The organism is Pseudoalteromonas sp. Bsw20308 (genome assembly GCF_000310105.2).
Classification (GTDB): domain Bacteria; phylum Pseudomonadota; class Gammaproteobacteria; order Enterobacterales; family Alteromonadaceae; genus Pseudoalteromonas; species Pseudoalteromonas fuliginea.
Window position 1 is genome coordinate 569072 of record NZ_CP013139.1, and the last position, 21068, is coordinate 590139.

Annotated in this window: 18 protein-coding genes and 2 pseudogenes; 4 read left to right on the forward strand and 16 right to left on the reverse strand. The window is 39.6% G+C overall.

Annotated elements, in window-relative coordinates; translation table 11 throughout:
* Window positions 1-102 precede the first annotated feature (102 nt).
* Entirely contained in the window at window positions 103-2274 is a 2172-nt protein-coding gene (locus tag D172_RS19725) for a S46 family peptidase (protein ID WP_007376308.1), read from the forward strand.
* A 306-nt stretch (window positions 2275-2580) separates the two neighbouring features.
* Here the strand turns inward: D172_RS19725 and D172_RS19730 are convergent, their stop codons facing one another.
* From D172_RS19730 to D172_RS21405, 3 genes and pseudogenes are all read right to left on the reverse strand, one after another.
* Window positions 2581-3942, reverse strand: a complete 1362-nt coding sequence (locus D172_RS19730) for a S41 family peptidase (protein WP_007376307.1) — start codon at window positions 3940-3942, stop codon at window positions 2581-2583.
* A 139-nt stretch (window positions 3943-4081) separates the two neighbouring features.
* Window positions 4082-4543 carry a hypothetical protein gene (locus tag D172_RS19735; RefSeq protein ID WP_007376306.1) on the reverse strand — a complete coding sequence of 154 codons (462 nt, stop codon included), beginning with the start codon at window positions 4541-4543 and terminating at the stop codon, window positions 4082-4084.
* A gap of 219 nt (window positions 4544-4762) precedes the next feature.
* Window positions 4763-4918, reverse strand: a pseudogene (locus tag D172_RS21405) (transposase); the annotation flags it as partial.
* A gap of 103 nt (window positions 4919-5021) precedes the next feature.
* Between D172_RS21405 and D172_RS19740 the strand changes: the two are divergent.
* Window positions 5022-5369 (forward strand): annotated as a pseudogene (locus D172_RS19740) (S46 family peptidase); the annotation flags it as partial.
* Window positions 5370-5657: 288 nt separating this feature from the next.
* Here the strand turns inward: D172_RS19740 and D172_RS19745 are convergent.
* Window positions 5658-6776 carry an SEC-C domain-containing protein gene (locus tag D172_RS19745; RefSeq protein ID WP_033023338.1) on the reverse strand — a complete coding sequence of 373 codons (1119 nt, stop codon included), beginning with the start codon at window positions 6774-6776 and terminating at the stop codon, window positions 5658-5660.
* Window positions 6777-7108: 332 nt separating this feature from the next.
* Here D172_RS19745 and D172_RS19750 point away from each other — a divergent pair, with 332 nt between their 5' ends.
* Window positions 7109-8380, forward strand: coding sequence for an O-acetylhomoserine aminocarboxypropyltransferase/cysteine synthase family protein (locus D172_RS19750; protein ID WP_007376302.1), 1272 nt, complete (start codon window positions 7109-7111; stop codon window positions 8378-8380).
* A gap of 41 nt (window positions 8381-8421) precedes the next feature.
* Here D172_RS19750 and D172_RS19755 read toward each other — a convergent pair whose 3' ends face one another.
* The 10 genes from D172_RS19755 to hisG all read right to left on the reverse strand — a co-directional run bounded on the left by D172_RS19755 (window position 8422) and on the right by hisG (window position 16350).
* On the reverse strand, window positions 8422-8613 hold the full coding sequence (locus D172_RS19755; RefSeq protein ID WP_007376301.1) for a DUF1289 domain-containing protein: 192 nt from the start codon (window positions 8611-8613) through the stop codon (window positions 8422-8424).
* A 2-nt stretch (window positions 8614-8615) separates the two neighbouring features.
* Window positions 8616-9146, reverse strand: a complete 531-nt coding sequence (locus tag D172_RS19760) for a hypothetical protein (RefSeq protein WP_007376300.1) — start codon at window positions 9144-9146, stop codon at window positions 8616-8618.
* A gap of 119 nt (window positions 9147-9265) precedes the next feature.
* Complete coding sequence (gene hisIE, locus D172_RS19765) at window positions 9266-9880, reverse strand: bifunctional phosphoribosyl-AMP cyclohydrolase/phosphoribosyl-ATP diphosphatase HisIE (RefSeq protein WP_007376299.1); 615 nt, start codon at window positions 9878-9880, stop codon at window positions 9266-9268.
* Entirely contained in the window at window positions 9871-10650 is a 780-nt protein-coding gene (gene hisF, locus D172_RS19770; protein ID WP_007376298.1) for an imidazole glycerol phosphate synthase subunit HisF, read from the reverse strand. Before hisF ends, hisIE begins: the two co-directional genes overlap by 10 nt.
* Window positions 10632-11366, reverse strand: a complete 735-nt coding sequence (locus D172_RS19775) for a 1-(5-phosphoribosyl)-5-[(5-phosphoribosylamino)methylideneamino] imidazole-4-carboxamide isomerase (RefSeq protein WP_007376297.1) — start codon at window positions 11364-11366, stop codon at window positions 10632-10634. Before D172_RS19775 ends, hisF begins: the two co-directional genes overlap by 19 nt.
* A gap of 33 nt (window positions 11367-11399) precedes the next feature.
* Window positions 11400-11990 carry an imidazole glycerol phosphate synthase subunit HisH gene (gene hisH / locus D172_RS19780; protein ID WP_002960265.1) on the reverse strand — a complete coding sequence of 197 codons (591 nt, stop codon included), beginning with the start codon at window positions 11988-11990 and terminating at the stop codon, window positions 11400-11402.
* A complete protein-coding gene (hisB, locus tag D172_RS19785) occupies window positions 11987-13048 on the reverse strand; it encodes a bifunctional histidinol-phosphatase/imidazoleglycerol-phosphate dehydratase HisB (protein WP_002960263.1) in 1062 nt (353 codons plus the stop codon). Before hisB ends, hisH begins: the two co-directional genes overlap by 4 nt.
* The gene (hisC, locus tag D172_RS19790) at window positions 13045-14154 is read right to left on the reverse strand and encodes a histidinol-phosphate transaminase (RefSeq protein WP_007376296.1); all 1110 of its coding nucleotides are present in this window, start codon (window positions 14152-14154) and stop codon (window positions 13045-13047) included. The genes hisB and hisC overlap by 4 nt, the downstream gene beginning before the upstream one ends.
* On the reverse strand, window positions 14144-15445 hold the full coding sequence (hisD, locus tag D172_RS19795; RefSeq protein ID WP_007376295.1) for a histidinol dehydrogenase: 1302 nt from the start codon (window positions 15443-15445) through the stop codon (window positions 14144-14146). The genes hisC and hisD overlap by 11 nt, the downstream gene beginning before the upstream one ends.
* 5 nt (window positions 15446-15450) lie before the next feature.
* Window positions 15451-16350, reverse strand: coding sequence for an ATP phosphoribosyltransferase (gene hisG, locus D172_RS19800; protein ID WP_007376294.1), 900 nt, complete (start codon window positions 16348-16350; stop codon window positions 15451-15453).
* A 419-nt stretch (window positions 16351-16769) separates the two neighbouring features.
* On the opposite strand from hisG, the gene D172_RS19805 reads away from it, so the two are divergent.
* Window positions 16770-17006, forward strand: a complete 237-nt coding sequence (locus D172_RS19805) for a hypothetical protein (RefSeq protein WP_007376293.1) — start codon at window positions 16770-16772, stop codon at window positions 17004-17006.
* 356 nt (window positions 17007-17362) lie between these two features.
* Here the strand turns inward: D172_RS19805 and D172_RS19810 are convergent, their stop codons facing one another.
* Together D172_RS19810 and D172_RS19815 are read right to left on the reverse strand one after the other, a co-directional pair.
* Window positions 17363-19219 (reverse strand): cytochrome c/FTR1 family iron permease, encoded by a 1857-nt coding sequence (locus D172_RS19810; protein ID WP_007376292.1) that lies wholly within the window; start codon window positions 19217-19219, stop codon window positions 17363-17365.
* Window positions 19220-19502: 283 nt separating this feature from the next.
* Entirely contained in the window at window positions 19503-20786 is a 1284-nt protein-coding gene (locus D172_RS19815) for a cation:proton antiporter (RefSeq protein WP_007376291.1), read from the reverse strand.
* Window positions 20787-21068 lie beyond the last annotated feature (282 nt).

A 21068-nucleotide genomic window follows, 5' to 3' on the forward strand; every position in this document is an offset into this window, starting at 1 on the left:
TGTGTGCTCCCTTTACTTTGTCATTTATCATTCTTAGTAATGGCTCAATTATTTAATAAGTAAATCGGTTACTATCGAACAAACAATAAAAAGGATTCTATAATGCGTTTAAAACCTCTTGTAGCTACATTAGTCGCCACATTTTCTTTATCACTTTCAAGTAGTGCCATAGCCGATGAAGGCATGTGGCAACCACACCAACTTCCAGAGTTAGAATCAATTTTAAAAGCCAAAGGGCTTGAAATTGATGTTGAATCTATTTCTAAATTAACCGAATTCCCAATGAATGCGGTAATTAGCCTAGGCGGTTGTACAGCATCGTTTGTATCGCCAAAAGGCTTAGTGGTTACAAATCATCACTGTGTTTATGGCTCTGTTCAGTACAATTCAACGCCTGAGAACAATATTTTAGAAAATGGCTTTTTAGCTAAAAGTCCTGCTGAGGATTTACCCGCAGCGCCGGGGTCACGCGTATACGTCACACAAACAGTTACTAATGTGACTGACAAAGTTAATAAAGGTATCGAAAAACTAAGCGCTAAAGCACGCTACGACGCAATAGTAAAAAACGAAAAAGCGCTAGTAGCCCAGTGTGAAGCCGACGAAAGCTATCGTTGTAACGTGTATTCGTTTCATGGTGGTTTAGAGTTTTACCTAATTAAGTCACTTGAAATTAAAGACGTACGTTTATCTTACGCACCGGCAATGGGAGTAGGTAAATACGGTGGCGATATAGATAACTGGATGTGGCCGCGCCACACAGGCGACTTTGGTTTTTACCGCGCTTATGTAGGCAAAGATGGAAAACCAGCAGAGTACAGTGAAGATAACGTACCTTACGTACCTGACTCTTACCTAAAAGTAAGTGCCAAAGGCGTGCAAGAAGGCGACTTTGTAATGGTTACAGGCTACCCAGGGCGTACTAACCGCTACCGCATTGCAACAGAGGTAGATAACGTATTTAACGACAGCTACCCTAAAGCACGCGTTCATAACTCAAAATACGTGTCGCTTATTGAAGAAAACTCAGAAGACGGCAGTAAAGCGCGTATTGCTTACGAAAGCACCATTGCAGGTTATAACAACTATATTAAAAATTTTGGTTCGATGATCGAAAGCTTCAAAAAAGGCACTATGCTTGAGCGCAAAAAACAGTTTGAGCAAGAGTTAACACAATGGATCAATAGTGATGGTGAGCGTAAAGAACAATACGGAAGCATATTAGGTGAGCTATCTGAGCTAATTGCGCAATCACAAGAGCACAGTGAACGCGACCGTATGTTAGGTTATGTACATCGCTCACAGATGATCAGTACAGCACGACGTTTATACCGCCTAGCTTACGAAAAACAAAAGCCAAATAGCGAACGTGAATCTGGTTATCAAGAACGTGACTTACCTCGCATTAAAGCAGGGCTTGAGCGCATGACGCGCCGTTATGATAGCAAAGTAGACAAAGCTATTTTACTGCACTTTTTAGAGCTGTATGCAGCACTTCCAAAAGAAGAGCGCTTTAGCGAGGTTGATAACGTATTTAAAGTACAAAATGGGTTTGATAAAGCAACCCAAAGCGCGTTACTTGATAGCATGTATGAACAGTCAAGACTCGATAATGCCACTGTTCGCAATTCATTATTTGAGCAATCGTTTAGCCAACTAAATCAAAGCCAAGACCCATTTGTGCAGTACGCTAAAGCAATCTTTAAAGTAATGAAAGCACAGGAAGATAAATCAAAAGCACTTGCAGGTAAATTACAAGCAGCTCGCCCAGAGCTAATGAGCGCAATCATTGCGTTTAACAAAGCTAAAAACAAACCTGTATACGCCGATGCCAACAGCACACTACGAGTAACCTATGGCACCGTAGGCGGCTACTCACCTCAAGATGGCTTGGTAGCAACACCGTTTACATCGCTTGAAGGATTACTCGCTAAAAACACCGATGTTGAACCATTTAATGCACCCAAAAAGTTACAAGAGCAAATTAAAGCCAAGCTTTATGGTGATTACACCGGTGGCATGAATACAGTACCCGTTAACTTTTTATCAAATGTAGACACTACCGGTGGTAACTCAGGCTCGCCAACGCTTAACGGTAAAGCAGAGCTTGTAGGCTTACTGTTCGACGGTGTTTACGAAAGTATTATTGGTGACTGGGATTACAACCCTGAGCTTAATCGCTCAATCCATGTTGATTCACGCTACATGCTGTGGGTAATGGATAAAGTAGATAATGCACAAAACTTGTTAGACGAAATGACAATCGTAAAATAAGTAATTAGTGAGATAAGAGAAGGGCGCTTACCGTAAAAGGAAGCGCCTTTCTTGTTGGTGTTTGATTCGCTTATTTATGACTGCAAAGTGCTAGCTGCTGTACTTCAAGGCGTGAATCGATACTCTGTTGGGTGACGCCTTCGGCTTAACCAACCTACATTTTGACGTAGGTCTGATAAGTGGCGAAGCCACGGCATCCGACACAGTAAAATACCTTGTCAATTATTATCAATATTTTATGTTGTCGAGTCGCTGGAGAGTGCTAACAGCAGACATTGGTAACGCCTCGTTATACGCCGAATGCACCTATCTAAAAGCTTTAATTGCCTCATTAAGCTGCACATCTTTTCCGGTTTCAATATTGGTCACATTAAGAAATACAAATTCATGATCTACAGGCAATCCAATGTTTTCGTAATTTTCTCCATGAGAGTTGAGATACCTTTCATTTGATAATGTTATCCCCCAACCATTAGGCAAAGCCTTTGTTAACGCATCGCTAAAAGCTCCGTTGCTTCTTTCACCAATAAAAGTAACATTGCCTCTTGCTTGTAAACCTAAAAGAAATACTTCAGCCGCACTAGGTGTTTTTTGACTAGTTAGAACAACAATGCTTCCTGTGTAATTATTAATTTTTGATGGGGCGACAACAATTTTTTGAAGTTCACTGTAACCTGTCGATGTTTTAAACTGTTTCCCCCCCAAGGCTAATTCTGAATCTATTAAGTAAGATAAAATAGAAAATGCCACTAAGTCACTTCCACCCATACTAAAACGTAAGTCAATAATTAAACCATTGCTTTGTTTGATGATAGGCGTAAATATCTCCATAACCTCTTTTGTTGCTTTTACGTCATTATTTGAGAAATCATCAAAGTTACTTATCTTTAAATAGGCAATATTTTGAGGCGTTTTTGCTAAGGTAAAATTATCGTGATATTGAAGAGTGGAATAGTTTTTATCAATGTAATTCTTAATGTTTTCCTGAGACTTTTCAATTAATGCGGTATGTAATTCCCAGTAAGTTGAGTATTCAGGGTAATTTACTGAGTGCGCTTTTAATTCATCCCAAAATGACCACTTTCTTGGTGAGTAATGTGAAAACCTATCAAGTTCTTGATTAAGTAATATGGCATGACCGTCGCGTAATTCTTTAAGAAAGTCATCTATGATACTAAATAGCTCATCTTGCGTAGTTTTTGAGGTTATTCTTTTTTGCCAAAGTTTTCTCTGCTCAAACCAACTAATATTTTTATCTTTTGAAAATGCATAGTGCTCTTCAAAATTATTCATTAGAACGTCAAGAACAATACTGGCATTAAATTCATAGTTTTTGTCTTTTATACTAACAATTTTTTTGGATTGACATTGAGCGGGTAAACTATCTAATTTCGTTAGTTTTAACGGAAATAAACCACCAAAGTTAAGTAAGCGAGTATATTTATTCACTTTTTGTGTTTCTTCGATGAACGAGATTTGTTCAAACTCATCGGTGATAAAGTGGTTTTCCAAACAATGCTTAGTTGTTAAATCAAAAGCTGTTGTTTTATTGTCCACAGTATAAAAAACGTAGCCATAACCTTGGGTTTTCCAAGTTGTCTCTGCGGAGTTCGCAGAATTAATGGTACAAAGTACGGTGAGTAGAAATAACAAAATCCCTTTATGCAAAGTTTACTCCTAATAGTGAATCACAGCCAAACTAGGCTAAGCGGAAAATTACTGTTGGCTAAATTAAGTGAGGCTCACCATTTTAAAAATTTGCAATTAATAGCTAAATTTTACTAGTCGTCCACCTCAGGGCGTGTTGTTAGTTATCAAAGTCGAATGACTTAGTAATCATCGGCTGAAAACGCCAACCCCAGATACAAGTATCTTTAGCTCTGAAAGTCACTGAGCCTGTTAACTTTTGATTGTCTTTATCTTTTAATACCACAACATAATTAACTAAACCGTATGGCTCAGTTTCATGTAATTGAACATTAGCATCAATAATTTCAGGGTTTTTGAATTTACTTAGATCAGCGAACTTGTTTAGTTGTTCGTAAGCAGCCTCTAAACTTGATAAAGGCGTTTTTTCTGCAATATCTGAGCATAAAAGCTCATGGGGTTTTTTAAACTGTTTTTTAGTCAAATATAAATTAACAAACTCATGAGCTTTCGCTTTTGTATTATTAATTGATGACTCAAAGAAGGCTTTCGCATCAAACCCTTCTGCATTTGATTGGAAGCTAAATAAAAACGTTAATAGCAATATACGTGATAATTTCACAATTCTATCCTTGATAGCTAACGAGCCTGTAGATTAACTCGTTCTTTTATTTATTTTTATTGATAAATAGACCATAGCCGAGTTCCTATTTTGGTTCAATTGATTACTGTATTTTTACGCAGAATATAAAGAAGTGTTCGATATTGTTTTAATTGGCGTTTTGGACGGGATTACGGGTGCTTTAGTGGCTTTATTTTAGATTAAAAAGGCTTCCCCTTTTCAATGCATCGTGTTTTGCAGCTTTTCTATATTATGAACGATGCAATAAAGTTGCCATTGCGTATTAACTTTCGTTTGACCTCGTAAGATCAATTTATTCATGCCTTTGTTGACGGTAATATTGCCGAACACGGGTTAAATACAGCCTAATCGTTTGCAAACACAATAAACTAGAAAACACAATAAACTAGACATCCATCCTAAATTTGCACTTTCTAAGGTGCACAGTTTTATTTTTTAATTAGAGTGGCTGTCTGGTTTAGTTAAAAATACCGATGTTGACCCATTTAATGCACCTAAAAAGTTACAGGAGCAAATTAAAGCCAAGCTTTATGGTGATTACACGGGTGGCATGAATACAGTACCCGTTAACTTTTTATCAAATGTAGACACTACCGGTGGTAACTCAGGTTCGCCAACGCTTAACGGTAAAGCAGAGCTTGTAGGCTTACTGTTCGACGGTGTTTACGAAAGTATTATTGGTGACTGGGATTACAACCCTGAGCTTAATCGCTCAATCCATGTTGATTCACGCTACATGCTGTGGGTAATGGATAAAGTAGATAATGCACAAAACTTGTTAGACGAAATGACAATCGTAAAATAAGTAATTAGTGAGATAAGAAAAGAGGCGCTTACCGTATCGGAAGCGCCTTTTTTGTTGGTGTTTGATTTGCTTATTTATGACTGCAAAGTGCTAGCTGCTGACCTTCAAGGCGTGAATCTGAAGCTTTGTTGGGTGGCGCCTTTGGCTTAATTAACTTACATTTTGACGTAGGTCGGATAAGTGGCGAAGCCACGCCATCCGACACAGTAAAATACCTTGCCAATTATTATCAATATTTTATGTTGTCGGCTGGTTGGAGAGTGCCAGAAGCAGACGTTTAACAACTTTCTAAAAATTTGTTTTATGAAGTGCAGCAATTTCCCATCCAGAAAATTCAAGACCATCATCAACTAAAAAGCTGCTTGGCTCGAATTCCATTGGGTTAACACCTGACATTATAAGTTTTTGTATTTTATCTTTTTGTTCACTCGTTAACGTCTTCCACCATAAAGGGGAAGTAAAAGTATTTTCTGCTACTGCGAAAAAGAACCTAATTAGTGCGCTAAAAATTTTACTTTCATCTATGGCCAATAGTGAATTAATGAAGCCTAAAACTTTTTTTGATTCTTTTACCCAACTAAAAACTACATACCCTTTCCCGTCACTAGAAAATGAATTGAAAATCAGTTGCTGAGCATCAACACTTAAATCTCCTAAATCTTGAATAAAGTTGCCAGAAAAATCACTTATTGGTGCAACAATTGATGAAACAGCCACAGGCATAGGTTCTGACGATTCGATAATCAGATGAGATAAATTACCAGTTGTGTTACCAAGAAGTTGATCATCAAGTTGATGCTTTAGCTCGGAAAGCTCCTTGATAGCAGCATTAATACCCAGCTGTTGAACAGCTGCAAACTTCTGCAGGAACATTTGCTCTAATGGTTGCCTACCTCTATCACCACCTTTAATAAACTCAGATGTATTAAGCATGCCCTCTTTAGCATACAGCTCTTTTGCAACTGAACGGTACATCAGAGCTAAACATTGCTCTTCATCTCCAACAAACACCCTGTCTTCTATACAAGCAAAAAGCGTCTTATCATGAGTAGAACAAAACCCTTTAAACGTCGAAGCTTGATTAATTCCGATTTTCTCTGGGATTAATTTACCTTTATTTATCATTATATTTGGTAAGTTTATTTTTAAGCCCAATACATGGTTACTTTCATCTGCAATTTCTTTCAAGCTACCGCTTTTCGATATGGTATGAGCGTTAATAATTTTTTTACTACATTCATGTTTTAAATCAGGCGAAACGTAACATAATTTTCTTGATGAGTTTTTCTTTGTATGCCCAATTGCTTCACCTTTACTAATAGGAGCTTCATTTTCACGACCATAATGGCAATGTTTAAACTTCTTACCAGAATTACACCAACACTTTTCATTTCGTCCTATTTTCATGTATTCCCACTCACTTCCTGTCTGCTTGCAAAATATGTGATGATTGAACCAAATCTCTTACAATTTTAAAATGCGTAAATCGTACATATTTCTGCCGATATCACGCTCATTTTCTACTTTCTACAGTTTAAACAAATTACCTAAGATATTGCTATCAAATGCTATTTAACCAATCAATTAACGACGATATTAAGCAAATCTCAATGTCCGGTTATCGCTCTTATCCGCCTTTAACTTAAATCAAATCACCTCACCACCCTTTAATATATTTCATGTGCATTTTATAGCCAAGAAGTGCTAGCTTAGTGGTAAATTAATTGAAGGAAATAATTATGAAATTAGAGTCATTAGCATTGCACCACGGTTACGAATCTGAGGCTACGACCAAATCGGCAGCCGTGCCTATTTATCACACTTCTTCTTATACATTTGATAACACACAGCATGGCGCTGATTTATTCGATTTAAAAGTACCTGGAAATATTTACACCCGCATAATGAACCCAACCAATGCTGTACTTGAACAACGTATTGCCGCGATGGAAGGGGGTATTGGTGGGCTGGCTGTTGCCTCTGGGATGGCTGCTATTACGTATGCTATTCAATGTTTGTGTGAAGTCGGTACTAACATTGTAAGCACCAGCCAAGTATATGGTGGCACATATAACTTATTTGCTCATACACTACCTAGGCAAGGTATTGAAGCACGTATGATTAAAGCTGATGACTTTACCGCGTTCGAGAATGCAATTGACAACAACACCCGCGCTGTTTTTTGTGAATCTATTGGTAATCCTGCAGGTAATATTGTTGATATTGAACGTTTAGCACGTATTGCACACAGTAAAGGTGTGCCGCTTATTGTTGATAATACCGTGGCTACGCCGTATTTATGCCGCCCATTTGAGCTAGGCGCCGATATAGTGGTTCACTCACTGACAAAGTATATAAACGGGCACGGTACTGCCATTGGCGGCATGATTGTCGACTCAGGAAAATTTGATTGGAAAGCGAATGCTACGCGCTTTGCAATGATGAACGAGCCCGATCCGTCTTATCACAACGTGGTGTATACCGAAGCCTTCGCTGAAGCTGCATTTATTGGACGCTGCAGAGTAGTGCCACTTAGAAATACCGGCGCAGCGCTTGCGCCTAAAAACGCATCTGATATTTTAATTGGCCTTGAAACTTTAGGCTTGAGAATGGATCGCCACTGCGAAAATGCACAGCATCTGGCTGAGTATTTAGAAAATCATCCAAAAGTGCTTTGGGTTAATTACGCAGGGCTTAAATCAAGCCCGTATAACGAAATGAGTCAAAAAATTACCAGTGGTAAAGCATCCGGTATTTTAAGTTTTGGTATTGCTGGTGGACTAGAGGCTGGTACTCGTTTTATTGATGCGCTAAACATGATTTTACGCTTAGTTAATATTGGCGATGCCAAGTCGCTTGCGTGCCATCCTGCGTCAACCACACACCGCCAATTAAATGATGGAGAGCTTGCTAATGCGGGTGTAAGCCGCGATTTAATTCGTTTGTCGGTTGGTATTGAAAACATTGCAGATATAATTGCCGATGTAAGCCAAGCGCTCGATAAAGCATAACGTTAATTTAAAGCCTTGAGGTATCGAGGCTTTTAGCTCTATTACGCTTTTGTGATATCGGCTCGTGGTGTTTCTAAAATCGCTTTTTTTTCATCTTCAGATAATATTATCCAATCAAATATTTCTTCGTTGGTACGCCCACAACCGGTGCAGTAACCGCTGCGCCTTTCGCATATTCCTAGGCAATCAGTTTTAAATTTAGATGGTTTTTTGTTTTGATTTAATTGGCGCATTGTTAAAGTCCTAATGGTGGTGCAATTTCAAAGCGAGTAGAAAACTCAATACCTTCTTGATTAGTAGCAAGTGTAATGACAGGGGTTTTAGTATCAAGTACAAAGGTGCTGTAAATTGAACTTGCTGTTTCTTTTTGGCTTTCAAACCAGCCTGCTTTGGTTAAGCATTGGCGTAATTGCTTAGCCAGTTTTTGATGTGACTTTATTGTTTGCGTTTGTGTTTTAACAGGTGTTTGGCATTGGTAGCTTGCTTGCCCTGACTTATTTAAAGTAACCGTACAGTTTGCTCCAATCATATGAGTATTAGTACGCCATTGATTAGTAAACTGGTTATTTACTTTATCTGTTTTTATTGAATTAAAACCAGACTCATAACCATTTATTAGGTTATTAATGGTGCTGCATTCATCGGGTATTACTGAGGTTTTTACAGACTGATTTGTTGTATTAGTGGTTGCTGTAGTCTGATTAGTTTTGCTGGTACAGCCCGCTAAAATAAACGCGATGATAAGAAGAATAATATAGTTTTTCATAGTTCACAGTAACCGATTAATTGAGCCTCGCACTATACCATACATAATTTACTCAACTAAAAGCGAAAAACAAAAAGGCCCATAAAATATGGGCCTTTTGTAATTTGCTTTAGCAGGTGCTATTTATGGCGACCTTGCAAGCATTTAACTACATCTTCAAGGGCTAAGCCTTGGCGTTGTAGCAATACTGTCAGGTGATAAATTAAATCAGCAGATTCGTTTGTTAGCTCATCGTTATCGTGTTTCATAGCGGCAAGGGCAACTTCTACGCCTTCTTCACCTACTTTTTGACAACTACGGCTTAAGTCTTTTGCAAATAGTGACGCAGTGTAGCTTTTTTCAGGGTCGTCGTTTTTACGCGCTACAATCACATCTTCTAACTGTGCTAAAAAGCTTAAACTTGGTTTTGCTTCATCACCAAAACAGCTTTGTGTGCCTAAGTGGCACGTTGGGCCTTCTGGGTTGGCAAGGACTAAAATTGAATCGTAGTCACAATCTGTATGCACAGATACTACGTTTAAGTAGTTTTCTGATGACTCACCTTTAGTCCATAAACGCGATTTTGAACGCGAGTAAAACGTTACCTTATTGGTATCAAGCGTAACAGCGAGTGCTTCGCTGTTCATAAAGCCTTGCATTAAAATAACACCCGAGCGGGCATCTTGAATAATAGCAGGGATCATGTCACTTTTAGCGAAATCGACTTGAGCTTGGTTTTGTTGTGTTACTTGCATAATCTTGCTGCCACTTGGTTATCTGTTAAAAATTGTTTTAGTTCGCCAATGTTAATCACATTTTTATGAAAAACGCTGGCGGCTAGTGCACCATCTACTTTGCTTTGTTTAAATACATCAACAAAATCTTGCATACTACCCGCACCGCCAGAGGCGATTAAAGGAATGTCACACAGCTCGCGAATTTTACTTAGTTGCTCGTTGTCGTAACCGTTACGAACGCCATCTTGGTTCATACAGTTTAATACAATTTCGCCTGCGCCTAGGTCTTGTACGCGTTTAACCCATTCTTGTGTTTTATAGCGCGTACGGCTAGATGCATTAGGATCGCCGGTTAATTGATACACTAAATACTCGCCGGTAATTTCATCAAAAAAGCTGTCAATGCCGACTACAACACATTGCTTGCCAAACTCATCGTGTAATTCTTTAATGAGTTCAGGTCGCGCAATAGCAGGGCTGTTAATGCTTATTTTGTCAGCGCCGCGCTCAAGTACCCGCGCTGCATCAGCCACTGATTTAATACCGCCCGCTACACAAAATGGAATATCGATATTTCGTGCAATACTTTCTACCCAATTTACATCAAGTAGGCGTTTTTCAACGCTTGCACTGATTTCGTAAAAAACCAGTTCATCGGCGCCAGCTTCGCTGTAGGCTTTAGCCATTGTTAAAATATCGCCAACAACTTCATGGCCTTTAAACTTAACGCCTTTAACTACTTGGCCGTCTTTAACGTCTAAACACGGGATTATGCGTTTTGATAACATGCCAGTGCCTCCTCAACGCTAAATGCGCCATCAAGCAATGATTTACCTAAAATAACGCCGCCAACACCCAGCTCTTTAAGCTTTTTAATGTCATCTAGTGAGCTTACGCCCCCTGAGGCTTGCACTTTAATTGTGCTGTTATGGCGAGTTAAATCTTCATATAATTCAAACGATGGGCCCGTCATAGTGCCATCTTTACTGATGTCCGTGCATAAAAAATCGATAACACCTAAGCTTACATAAAAATCTACCAGCTCAAGTAAACCAAATTCAGATTCATTTAACCAACCGTGTGTTGCTGGTGCCCAGCCCGTGGCTGTTTTATTTACATCAAGAGCAATTACAAAATGCTCTGCGCCAAATTGCTCAATCCAGGCTTTTACTTGTTCGCGTTTTTCTACTGCCATTGAACCAATAACAACTTGGTTTGCACCGGCTTTTAGCCAATCACTTACATCTTGCTCTGAGCGAATACCGCCGCCCACTTGGTAAGGTACGTTAAGTGCTTTGGTTGCAGCTTGAATATGTTTCCACTGTTTTTTACTTGGATCGCGTGCACCTTCTAAATCTACAAGGTGTAGTTTACCTGCGCCACTGTCGGCGTATTCTTTTAAACGCGCGCCAAGTTCGAAAGGGTAAAACTGTGCTGTGTCGTATTTACCTTGGTACAAGCGCACAATTTGATTTTGTAATACGTCTAATGCTGGAATAATCACAAATAATCTCTTTTTTGTTAGTTAATGGGCAGCTTATAACTGCCAATCAACAAAATTTTGTAATAAACGTGCGCCAACTTTTGCGCTGCGCTCTGGGTGAAATTGCATGCCTGCGTAATTGTCTTTAGCAACAATGGCTGAAAAGGTTTGACCATATTCGCCGCTCACTAGTGTGGCGTCGTTTACGGTGTGCGCAAAGCTGTGAACAAAATACACTTGCTCATCAAGCGTTAGCCCTTTAGTTAATGCATGCTCTTTGTTAACGCTTAAGTTATTCCAACCCATATGCGGCGACGTTAAATTGCCTACATCAAGCGCTTTTACTTGCCCTGGTATTTTACCTAGGCACTGTACGTTACCTTCTTCGGTGCTTTCGCACAGTAACTGCATACCTAAGCAAATCCCCATAAGCGGGCGCTGGTATTCATTTATTGCTTGTTGCCAGCCGTTATCTACTAGGCGTTTCATAGCAACCGACGCGTGACCTACACCTGGCAATATAGCGCGCTCAAAACCCGCTAATTGCTCTGGTGAAGTAATTACTGTTGGCGTTTGGCCTAAACGTTCAAACGCAAAACGTACTGAATTTATATTGGCACAACCGGTATTAATTATGGCAATCATAAACATCCCTTAGAGCTGGCTGTTTGTTGGGTCGTGTCTTGTGCTACTGCCATACGAAGAGCACGTGAAAACGCTTTAAATAAGCCTTCTACTTGGTGATGACAGTTACCGTCGCTTACCGATAAAATAAGGCTAATAGCGGCATTATCACTTAAGCTTTTGAAAAAGTGCTCAACCATTTGCACGTCTAAGTCGCCGGCTTTTTCGCGGCTAAAATTAGCGTTTAATACAAATGATGCACGGCCCGATAAATCAATTTGTGCTTCAGCTTTACATTCATCCATCGGCAGCGCAAAACCATAGCGTGCAATTTGCGATTTAGTGCCAAGCGCTTGTTTAAGTGCAACACCTAAGGCAATACCAATGTCTTCAACAAGGTGGTGCTCGTCTATGTGTAAATCGCCTTTGGCTTTAATGTTTAAACCAATGTTTGCGTGCGTGCGAATTTGATCAAGCATGTGATCAAAAAAGCCAAGTCCGGTGTCTATGCTGCCATTTTTAGTTTGATCTAAATTTATGGCTACATCAATTTGGGTTTCTTTAGTGTTGCGTGTAACACGACCTTCGCGGTTTGCGGTAGTTAATTTTGTCACTATCGCACTCCAATCGCCGTCGTATAAAATACCTTCACAACATAAGTTTTGAGCAAGGCCAATATCGGTCTGGCGATCGCCAATAACAAAAGAGCGCGCTAAGTCTACTTTGCCAGAGCGCATAAGCTCGGTAAGTAAGCCCGTTTTAGGTTTACGGCAGTCACAATTTTGCTCGTCAAAGTGTGGGCAAATTAATACGGTCTCAAAGCTAATGCCTTGGCTTTGCATTATGTCCATCATTTTGTCTTGTGCTATGTCAAAATCAGCAGTCGGGAAGCTGTCTGTGCCTAAACCATCTTGATTCGATACCATTACTAAACGATAACCTGCGGCTTGTAATTGTAATAACGCAGGGATAACACCAGGTAAAAATGCTAGCTTTTCAAGGCTATCTACCTGTTTGTCGGTAATTGGCTCTTCAATAATAGTGCCGTCGCGGTCTATAAATAAATAGGGGTTACTCATGATACTTCGTTTCCTGCTAAAGATGCTGCGGTAGCCGGCGTTTGTAAGCCATCTAACCAAATTTTTACTTGTTCAAGTTCTTGTTCACTGCCAATTGAAATTCGTAGCCAGTCGTCTTCACCGTATAGTGTAAAAGCGCGCATAACCAAATCTTGCTCAAGTGCAATTTTAAAGTAGTTTTTATCGGCTAATTTTAAAGTAACAAAGTTACCTTCACCAGTGAGAATTTTTAATGCAGCAGGGGAGGCGTTTAGCCAATCTACCAACTTAGCTTTTAAGCTATTTAAAATAGTAACTTGGCGGCGCATTGATGTAATTGCATCGGGTGCAATTGCTTGCGCTGCAATACTTGCTACTACGCCCGATACCGGATACGGCGCAATGACTTTACGAATTGGCGCAAGAGTTGCTGCTTGTGCAAGCGTAAAGCCCGTTCTGAGCCCTGCTAGCGCAAAGGCTTTAGAAAGCGTGCGCAGAACCACTACATTACTAAACTCATTAATAAGTTTTGTGGCGCTTTGCTTTGGGCAGAACTCTATATAGGCTTCGTCAACAATAACCAGTGCTTTACCCATAAGTGCTGTTGCAATCGCTTTTACTTTATCAAGTGGTGTTAGGCTGCCCGTTGGATTATTTGGGTTACAAATAAATACCAGTTTTGAGCTGCCAACAGCTGCAACTATTTCGTCAGCACTGCCACTTAATAATAATTCTTGGGTAAGCGCGTTAATACCAACGTTGTGTGTATCGGCGGTAACTTTGTACATACCGTAGGTTGGTAAAAATAGCGCAATACTATCTTTAGCTGGCTCACAGTATGTGCGCACTAAAAGCTCAATGCCTTCATCTGCGCCGCGCGTCATTAATACATTTTCGCTTTCAAGCTCTGTATAAGCGGCGTAACGGTCAATAACCAGTTGCGGTTGTGGATCGGGGTAGCGATTTAAATCCTCAATACTCAGTTCAAGGTTTTTAGCATACGGGCTTTCGTTAGCATTGAGCCACGTAGTACCGGTTAGCTTTTCACTTTTTGCAGAGCTGTATGCAGCAAGGGCTGCAATATTCTTAGGTAATAAGCTAGACGCTTGTGCGCTCTCATTGCTCATTTTTAATTGCCTCTAAACGAATTGAAACCGCATTAGCGTGGGCATCAAGGCCTTCTGCATCTGCAAGTGGTAAAATTGCTTTTGAAAGCTGCGTTAAACCACTTTTAGTAATTGTTTGCACTGTGTATGTACGAAAAAAATCAAGCAAGTTTAAACTCGAGTATGTTGCACTGTAACCATATGTTGGTAACACGTGGTTAGTACCCGATGCGTAATCGCCTGCAGATTCTGGTGTGTAGTCACCTACAAATACTGAGCCTGCATTTTTAACTTTATCTAGGTAAGGTGTTGCATCGCCTAGTTGTAAAATTAAGTGCTCTGGGCCGTATTGCGCCGATACATCAAATGCTTGCTCAACTGAATCAACCAAAATAAGTGAAGAATTAGCGAGCGCTTGTTCGGCTGTTTCTTTACGGCTCAAATTAGCTAACTGGCGTGTAAGTGCCTGCTGAGTTTGTTCTATAATTCTTTCGCTGTTACATAGTAAAATAACTTGCGAGTCTGCGCCGTGCTCTGCTTGTGAGAGTAAATCGGCGGCTATAAATTCTGGGTTTGCACGTTCATCTGCAATAACTAATACTTCAGACGGACCTGCTGGCATGTCAATTGCCATACCTGGGATAGTTTGCGCAACGAGCTGTTTAGCCATTGTTACGAAGCTATTACCTGGGCCAAAAATTTTGTTTACTTTAGGAACCGATTCGGTGCCATAAGCCATTGCTGCAATTGCGCCTGCGCCACCACTTTCTATCAAAGTAGTAATGCCACATAACTTAGCTGCATATAAAATAGCAGGGTTAATTGCTTTATCACCTTGTACCGGCGTAGCTAGTACAACGGTTTTTGCGCCACTTAACTGTGCTAATACACCTTGCATAATAACCGACGATGGCAGTGGAGCACTGCCACCGGGTACATAAATACCGACTGCTTCGATGGCTTGATATTTCAGTTCACATACAACGCCTGGTTGGGTTGATAATTTAATATCTTTTGGCAACTGCGCTTCGTGAAAACGTTTAACATTTGCATAAGCGGTGTCAATTGCGTATTTAAGCTCAGCACTTAGTGCTTGCTCAGATGCGTTAATTTCATCTAGCGGTACGCGCAAACGTGGGTTAGCTCTATTATCAAACTCTTTGGCCATGCTAAGTAAGGCCTCATCGCCTTGCTCTTTTACATTAGCTAAAATAGTTTTGCATATTGCTTCAACCTTTGCGCTTACAGAAACTGCAGGGCGCATTAGCGCCGCGGCTTGTACTTGTGAAGATTCCTCATTCCAACGAAGCATGGTACTTACTCCATCATTTTTTCAATTGGCATAACTAAAATAGAGTTAGCGCCTAGGGCCTTTAACTGCTCCATTGTTTCCCAAAATAATGTTTCGCTGCTTACCATGTGGAGTGCTACGTATTCTTCATTACCCGCAAGGGCAAGTAGAGTCGGTTGACCAGAACCAGGTAAAATTTCACAAATTTCATCAAGTTTATTTTTTGGTGCGTGTAGCATGATGTATTTGCTTTCTTTAGCTTGTCTAACACCACGTAGGCGCGGCATAAGCTTATTGATTAGTGCTAGTTTGTCAGCGTCTTGCAGATCTTTATTTTGAATTAAACATGCGTTTGATTCTAAAATTGTATCACCTTGAATTAAGCCGTTAGCTTCAAGTGTTGCGCCAGTAGATACCAAATCACAAATTGCATCAGATAAACCTGCACGTGGTGCTACTTCAACAGAGCCAGTAAGCATTACTGTACTTGCGTTAATGCCTTCGCGCTTTAACCACTGAGTTAAAATTTCTGGGTAGGTAGTTGCAATACGTTTGCCTTCAAACCAGCTCTTATCGCGAGCGCCTAGCTCTTGTGGCCATGCAAGTGCAAGACGACAGTAACCAAAATCTAGTTTTGAAAGTTTGTTTACTTCGCTGGGAACACCTTGACGTTCACGTTCTGCTTGAACTTCTACTAGTACGTTTTCGCCAACAATACCTAAGTCACATACACCGTCCATTACTAAACCCGGAATATCGTCATCGCGCACACGTAGTACGTCAATTGGCATATTAGTTGAGTGTGCAATTAAGCGTTGTTCACGAAGGTTAAGTTTAACACCTAACTGTTTTAGTAGATCTTGACAATCTTTAGATAGGCGGCCGCCTTTTTGGATGGCGATACGTAGACGATTACTGTTGTTCATTATTCATTTTCCTTTAATTTAAAAACTAAAAACCCCGAGGGGAACCTCAGGGCGAAAATGAATCAATGTTATTTGAATCGCCAGAGGTTCCTTTTAGGAATAACCTCTCAGCGAAAGACCTGACAGGTTATTCCGGTGAATGGTGGTGATGATGTACTGTTGTCAGGTTTAAGCGCATTTTTTGTCCTATGTAACTGCCCGTAAGTTCGCAAACGTGCAGTTGTTATTCGTTTAAATAAATTTCGCATTCATAAAAACATAAACGGCCATATTATGGCAAGTTTTTTTTAGCTTAATTAAAGCATATGTTATAACTGTCGATAATATTAAGATAATAAGCGCAATTTTAGCGAATAATTGTTTGTTTATCATTCAAATTTAGCATTTTGATAATCAAACAGTTAAATAAGGAAGTACGTATGGATATCATGATCCCTTATTTAGGAAGAATCACCAGGCTAGAAGTTGAGTCAAAAGGCGCTTTCCATATTGCGGGTGTGCAAAGTGGATCGGCTACTGAAAAAGTTGAACTAGAGAATAAAAAAAGGCGTGAGTTACAAAAAAAGAAACAGCTCAATATGCTTGATGATCAAAGTAGTAAAAAAAAGTCTAACGTAGACGATGACGAAAACCCCCATTTAGATACATGGGCATAGGTTACGGTTAATAGGTAACAGTTACTTATATATTGCTAGAGTTTAAAAAGGGAAGCCTAGGGCGTGTTGATCTTTGAGGATTAAAATTTGTTCAATCTAGGGGCGATTTAATCGCGGCGCGAGGTTTGTAACCTAGTGGGCTAAGTAAAAACCGAGCAACAAAGAGTTAATCGTCCCTAGAAAGAACCCAAAGGGCAGCGTATGTTTGGTATTTATGCTGCGTTATCGCCAATTTATGGGGAATAACCACACTACATAGGCTCTGCCTTGCCTGAAAACCAAACATACTGCTGCAAATTCAACCTCGGAAGGTCAACACGCCCTAGTAAATAGGCTTCCCTTTTCTGTTGAACTAATTAGTTTTGACTTTTACTTTTTAATAGATAAAAGCTAAATATTGCAAACACACATACCTGAGCCACAATACCTTGCCATGTCGATTTTATACCAAGCCATGCTATATCAAAGCTCATCGGCAGCGACGCAATACCTATTATATCGGCCTCTTGTAATGCAATAACGGCTTTGCCCATAAGCACAAACGAGAGTGCAAATAGTAGGTAAGTGGTAATGGCAAAAAACTTAGCCACCGGTAATTTAATTGAGTATTTAATTAATACCCACGTAATAATAGCCAGTATTGCTATAGCTATCGCAAAACCCGATGCAATAGATGAATATTGAGCAGGTGAGCTTTGCGTTAATAAAGACTGATAAAACAATACGGTTTCGAATACTTCACGGTATACGGCAATAAAAGAAAGCCCCGCTAATCCCCATAATGTACCCGACTCAAGGCGCTTATCTATATTGTCTTTTATGTATTTTTGCCATTGTTGCGCACTTGTTTTACTGTGCATCCATACGCCAACATACAGTAAAATTACAGCGGCAAATAATGCGCCAACACCTTCCATTACTTCGCGGCTCGCACCACTTATTTCTATTAATGTTTGCGCAGCAGCCCACGTTAAACCACCAGCAATAAGTGCTGTTATCCAACCAATATGTACATATTTTAGCGCATCTTTGCGTTTAGTTTTAATAAGCACAGTCATAAGGGCAATAATAACTAAGAGTGCTTCTAAGCCTTCTCGCAGTAATATAACTAAACTTGCTGAAAGTAGCGCGCCGTCAGTTAGCTTAGTTTCGTTTAGCATGCTATCTGCTTTAGCGAGTTGAGTTAGTGCCGCACTTACTTTTTCGGCAACAACGGCCGTATCTTTTTCGTTTTTGAATGTTTGGCGCAGGTTCATCAGTCGTACTTCGATGTTTTTACGCAGTGTTTCATCGTAGGCATTTAAGTTGTTTTCAACAAGCTCAAAGCCATCTAAGTATGCGCTAATTGCTAAATCACTTGCTTGTGAGTAATTGCCTTTAGCATGCGCTGCTTGCGCTGCAAGTAACTGCGTGCGAGTAACTGTTATCGGATTTTTGTTAGCGCTAAATAATTGCTCTGGATTACCACGAAGCCATTTAACGTAATGTGCTTGTGCTTCACTTTGACCTGCCGATAATTGTGCGGGGTTTAGGTTTACAATCTGCGAAGCGGTAATGTTTTGTTCTACAGTTTGTGGTTTTTGAACATCTTTAAATGCCAAGCTACCTACATAAAAAGCTAAAGACCATCGTTGTTGTTCATTAAATTGGGTAAAAGCAACCATAGGTGTGTCGTCAATGCCGTTGCTTACAGCGTCAAACAACCCCATTAAAGAGCGGTTTGTTGCGCGTTCTTCATCGGTAAAGTTGGTAGGCTCTGGCGATAAGTTTTTTGCAAGCGGGCCGTCGCCTTGACCATTTGGGCCGTGGCACATTGAACAGTTAGCAGCAAAAAGCGCTTTGGTTTGCTCAACGGAAAGTAGTGATGTAGGTAACGATAATTGCGGCATAAAGGTAAGTAGTGACTCACGAAGTGCTGAGCTTGCTGCACGTACATCTACAACACTCGCTTTATTAGCAATCGCTGTATGCAGTGCTTTAGCTTGTGCCTTTACTGTATCAAACTCATTGGTTTGGCTTGATAGCTGTCCAGCTTGCTCAATAATGACGTGCGAAAATTCAGTCATTTCTTGATATTCGTCAGGGTCTAGTATTTCACCATTTCCAACAGCTGCCACGTAATCTACACCTACATACTCTGCAAGCTGTGCAATTTGTTTTATTTTTGTTTGCTCATTAGGTGAGGCCGACACATTAAAGCTTGCCATAGCCATTATAAAAAACACAAAAAAACAATGAAATTGATGTTTGCCTAGAGATACAAAATTAAAAAACACGTGAGAATTATTTTTGGACATTGAAAAGCCCTACAGAGGAAAAGCCAAAATTATAATTGTTTTCATTTGTATTTCAAGCGGATTAATTTAAACAAGGCAGATAAATAAAAAGGATAACAATTTATAGAACTTTAAAGTGTTTTTGTAACACGAGAGTAACAGTAACCAAGTGATTTATATAATAACTTGGTTACTGATTTGATTGCTCACAAAGCATTTATTACTTTGCTTGCTCAGCTGATTTAATGCTGCTTTGAATAAGCGGCGAGATAGTTAAACCTTGTACAATAATAGAAAATATAACCACAACGTAAGTAACAATAACAATAAGGTTGTGTAAGTCAGAGCCGCCTACAAAAACTTGCTCGCGAGGGATTGCTGCCGCCATTGCAAGTGCAAGTCCGCCACGTAAACCACCCCAAGTTAATATTTTAACACTGTGCTTGTCGTAAGTTCTAAAGCGTTTAAAGATAACAAAGGGTGCGCCTACGCTAATAAAGCGTGCTAGTAATACTGCAGGTACCATTAGTAAGCCTAAGCCAATTTCCCCGATTGTAATAGGCATAGTCACAATTAGCATACCTATTATTAAAAACAGTAGGGCATTTAAAAAGCTATCGGTTGCATGCCAAAAATCTTTTACGTAACGAGTATCTTCAGGCCCCGTGCGCTCGGTTGCTTTAGTACGAGTAATGTTACCCATTAATATGCCGCTCGTTACCATGGCAAGTGCGCCTGATATTTCCCAAATATTTGCAGCAGCAAAACCTGCAGTAGGAATAGTTAAGGTTATCAATAAACGAATATTTACATCGCGGCTGTTAATAATTAAAAAGTGGCCAACCAAAGCGATAACCAAACCAAACGCAATACCGCCTAGGGCGTCTACAAAAAAGAGTTCTGCTATATCGCCAAATTGTGCATCGGTGCCATAAAAAGCAACCGAAAAAATGGTCGTAAATATTACTAAACCAATACCGTCGTTAAATAGCGACTCACCTTCTACTTGAACTGAGATTCCTTCTGGCGCTCGCATTTGTTTAATAATAGCAAGTACAGCAATAGGGTCGGTTGGGCTAATAAGCGCACCAAATAATAAACAATAAATAAAAGGCACTGGCCAGCCAAGAAAAGCAAATAAGTAAAAGCTTAAGTAGCCAACAATAAAAGTAGAAACAAGAGTGGAAAACAGTACCAACACCGTTATTTCCAAGCGTTGTTTTCTAAGTGCTAACAGGTTTATTTCCAGTGCACCTGCATAAAGCAAGAAACCTAACATACCTTTGAGGAGTAATTCGTTAAAGTTAATACTCGAGACGATTTTTGTCATTTCAAGTGCGTTTTGATCGCCTAATAATTTTACTGCAACAATCAAAAGTAAAGAAATAACAACCGAGCCTGTAGTTATTGCAATAGTAGTTTGCATTTTGAGGATGTACTGATTTGCAAATGCAATAAAAATTGCAAGTGCAGAGAGAAAACAAATGAGGTACCAAGCATTCATTTAATAACCTTAATTAACGAGAAAAACATATGATTAAGCGGGATCTAAACATGCCTATGTTACTCCCGAGATATAGCTATGTCACAGTGTTTGTTAGACAATTTGTATTTTTATTTTTAATAAAAATAGTTTTGGTAAATAAGAAATTAAAGATGTTAAAGCTTCAGTCGCGCCTTTAAAAATAGGTTTTTTTTTAGGCCTTTTGTTAAATTTAATAGTGTTTGTATTGTAAAAATCACTTTATTAAATTTATACACTTAATTGTATTATTTTTATTTCAAT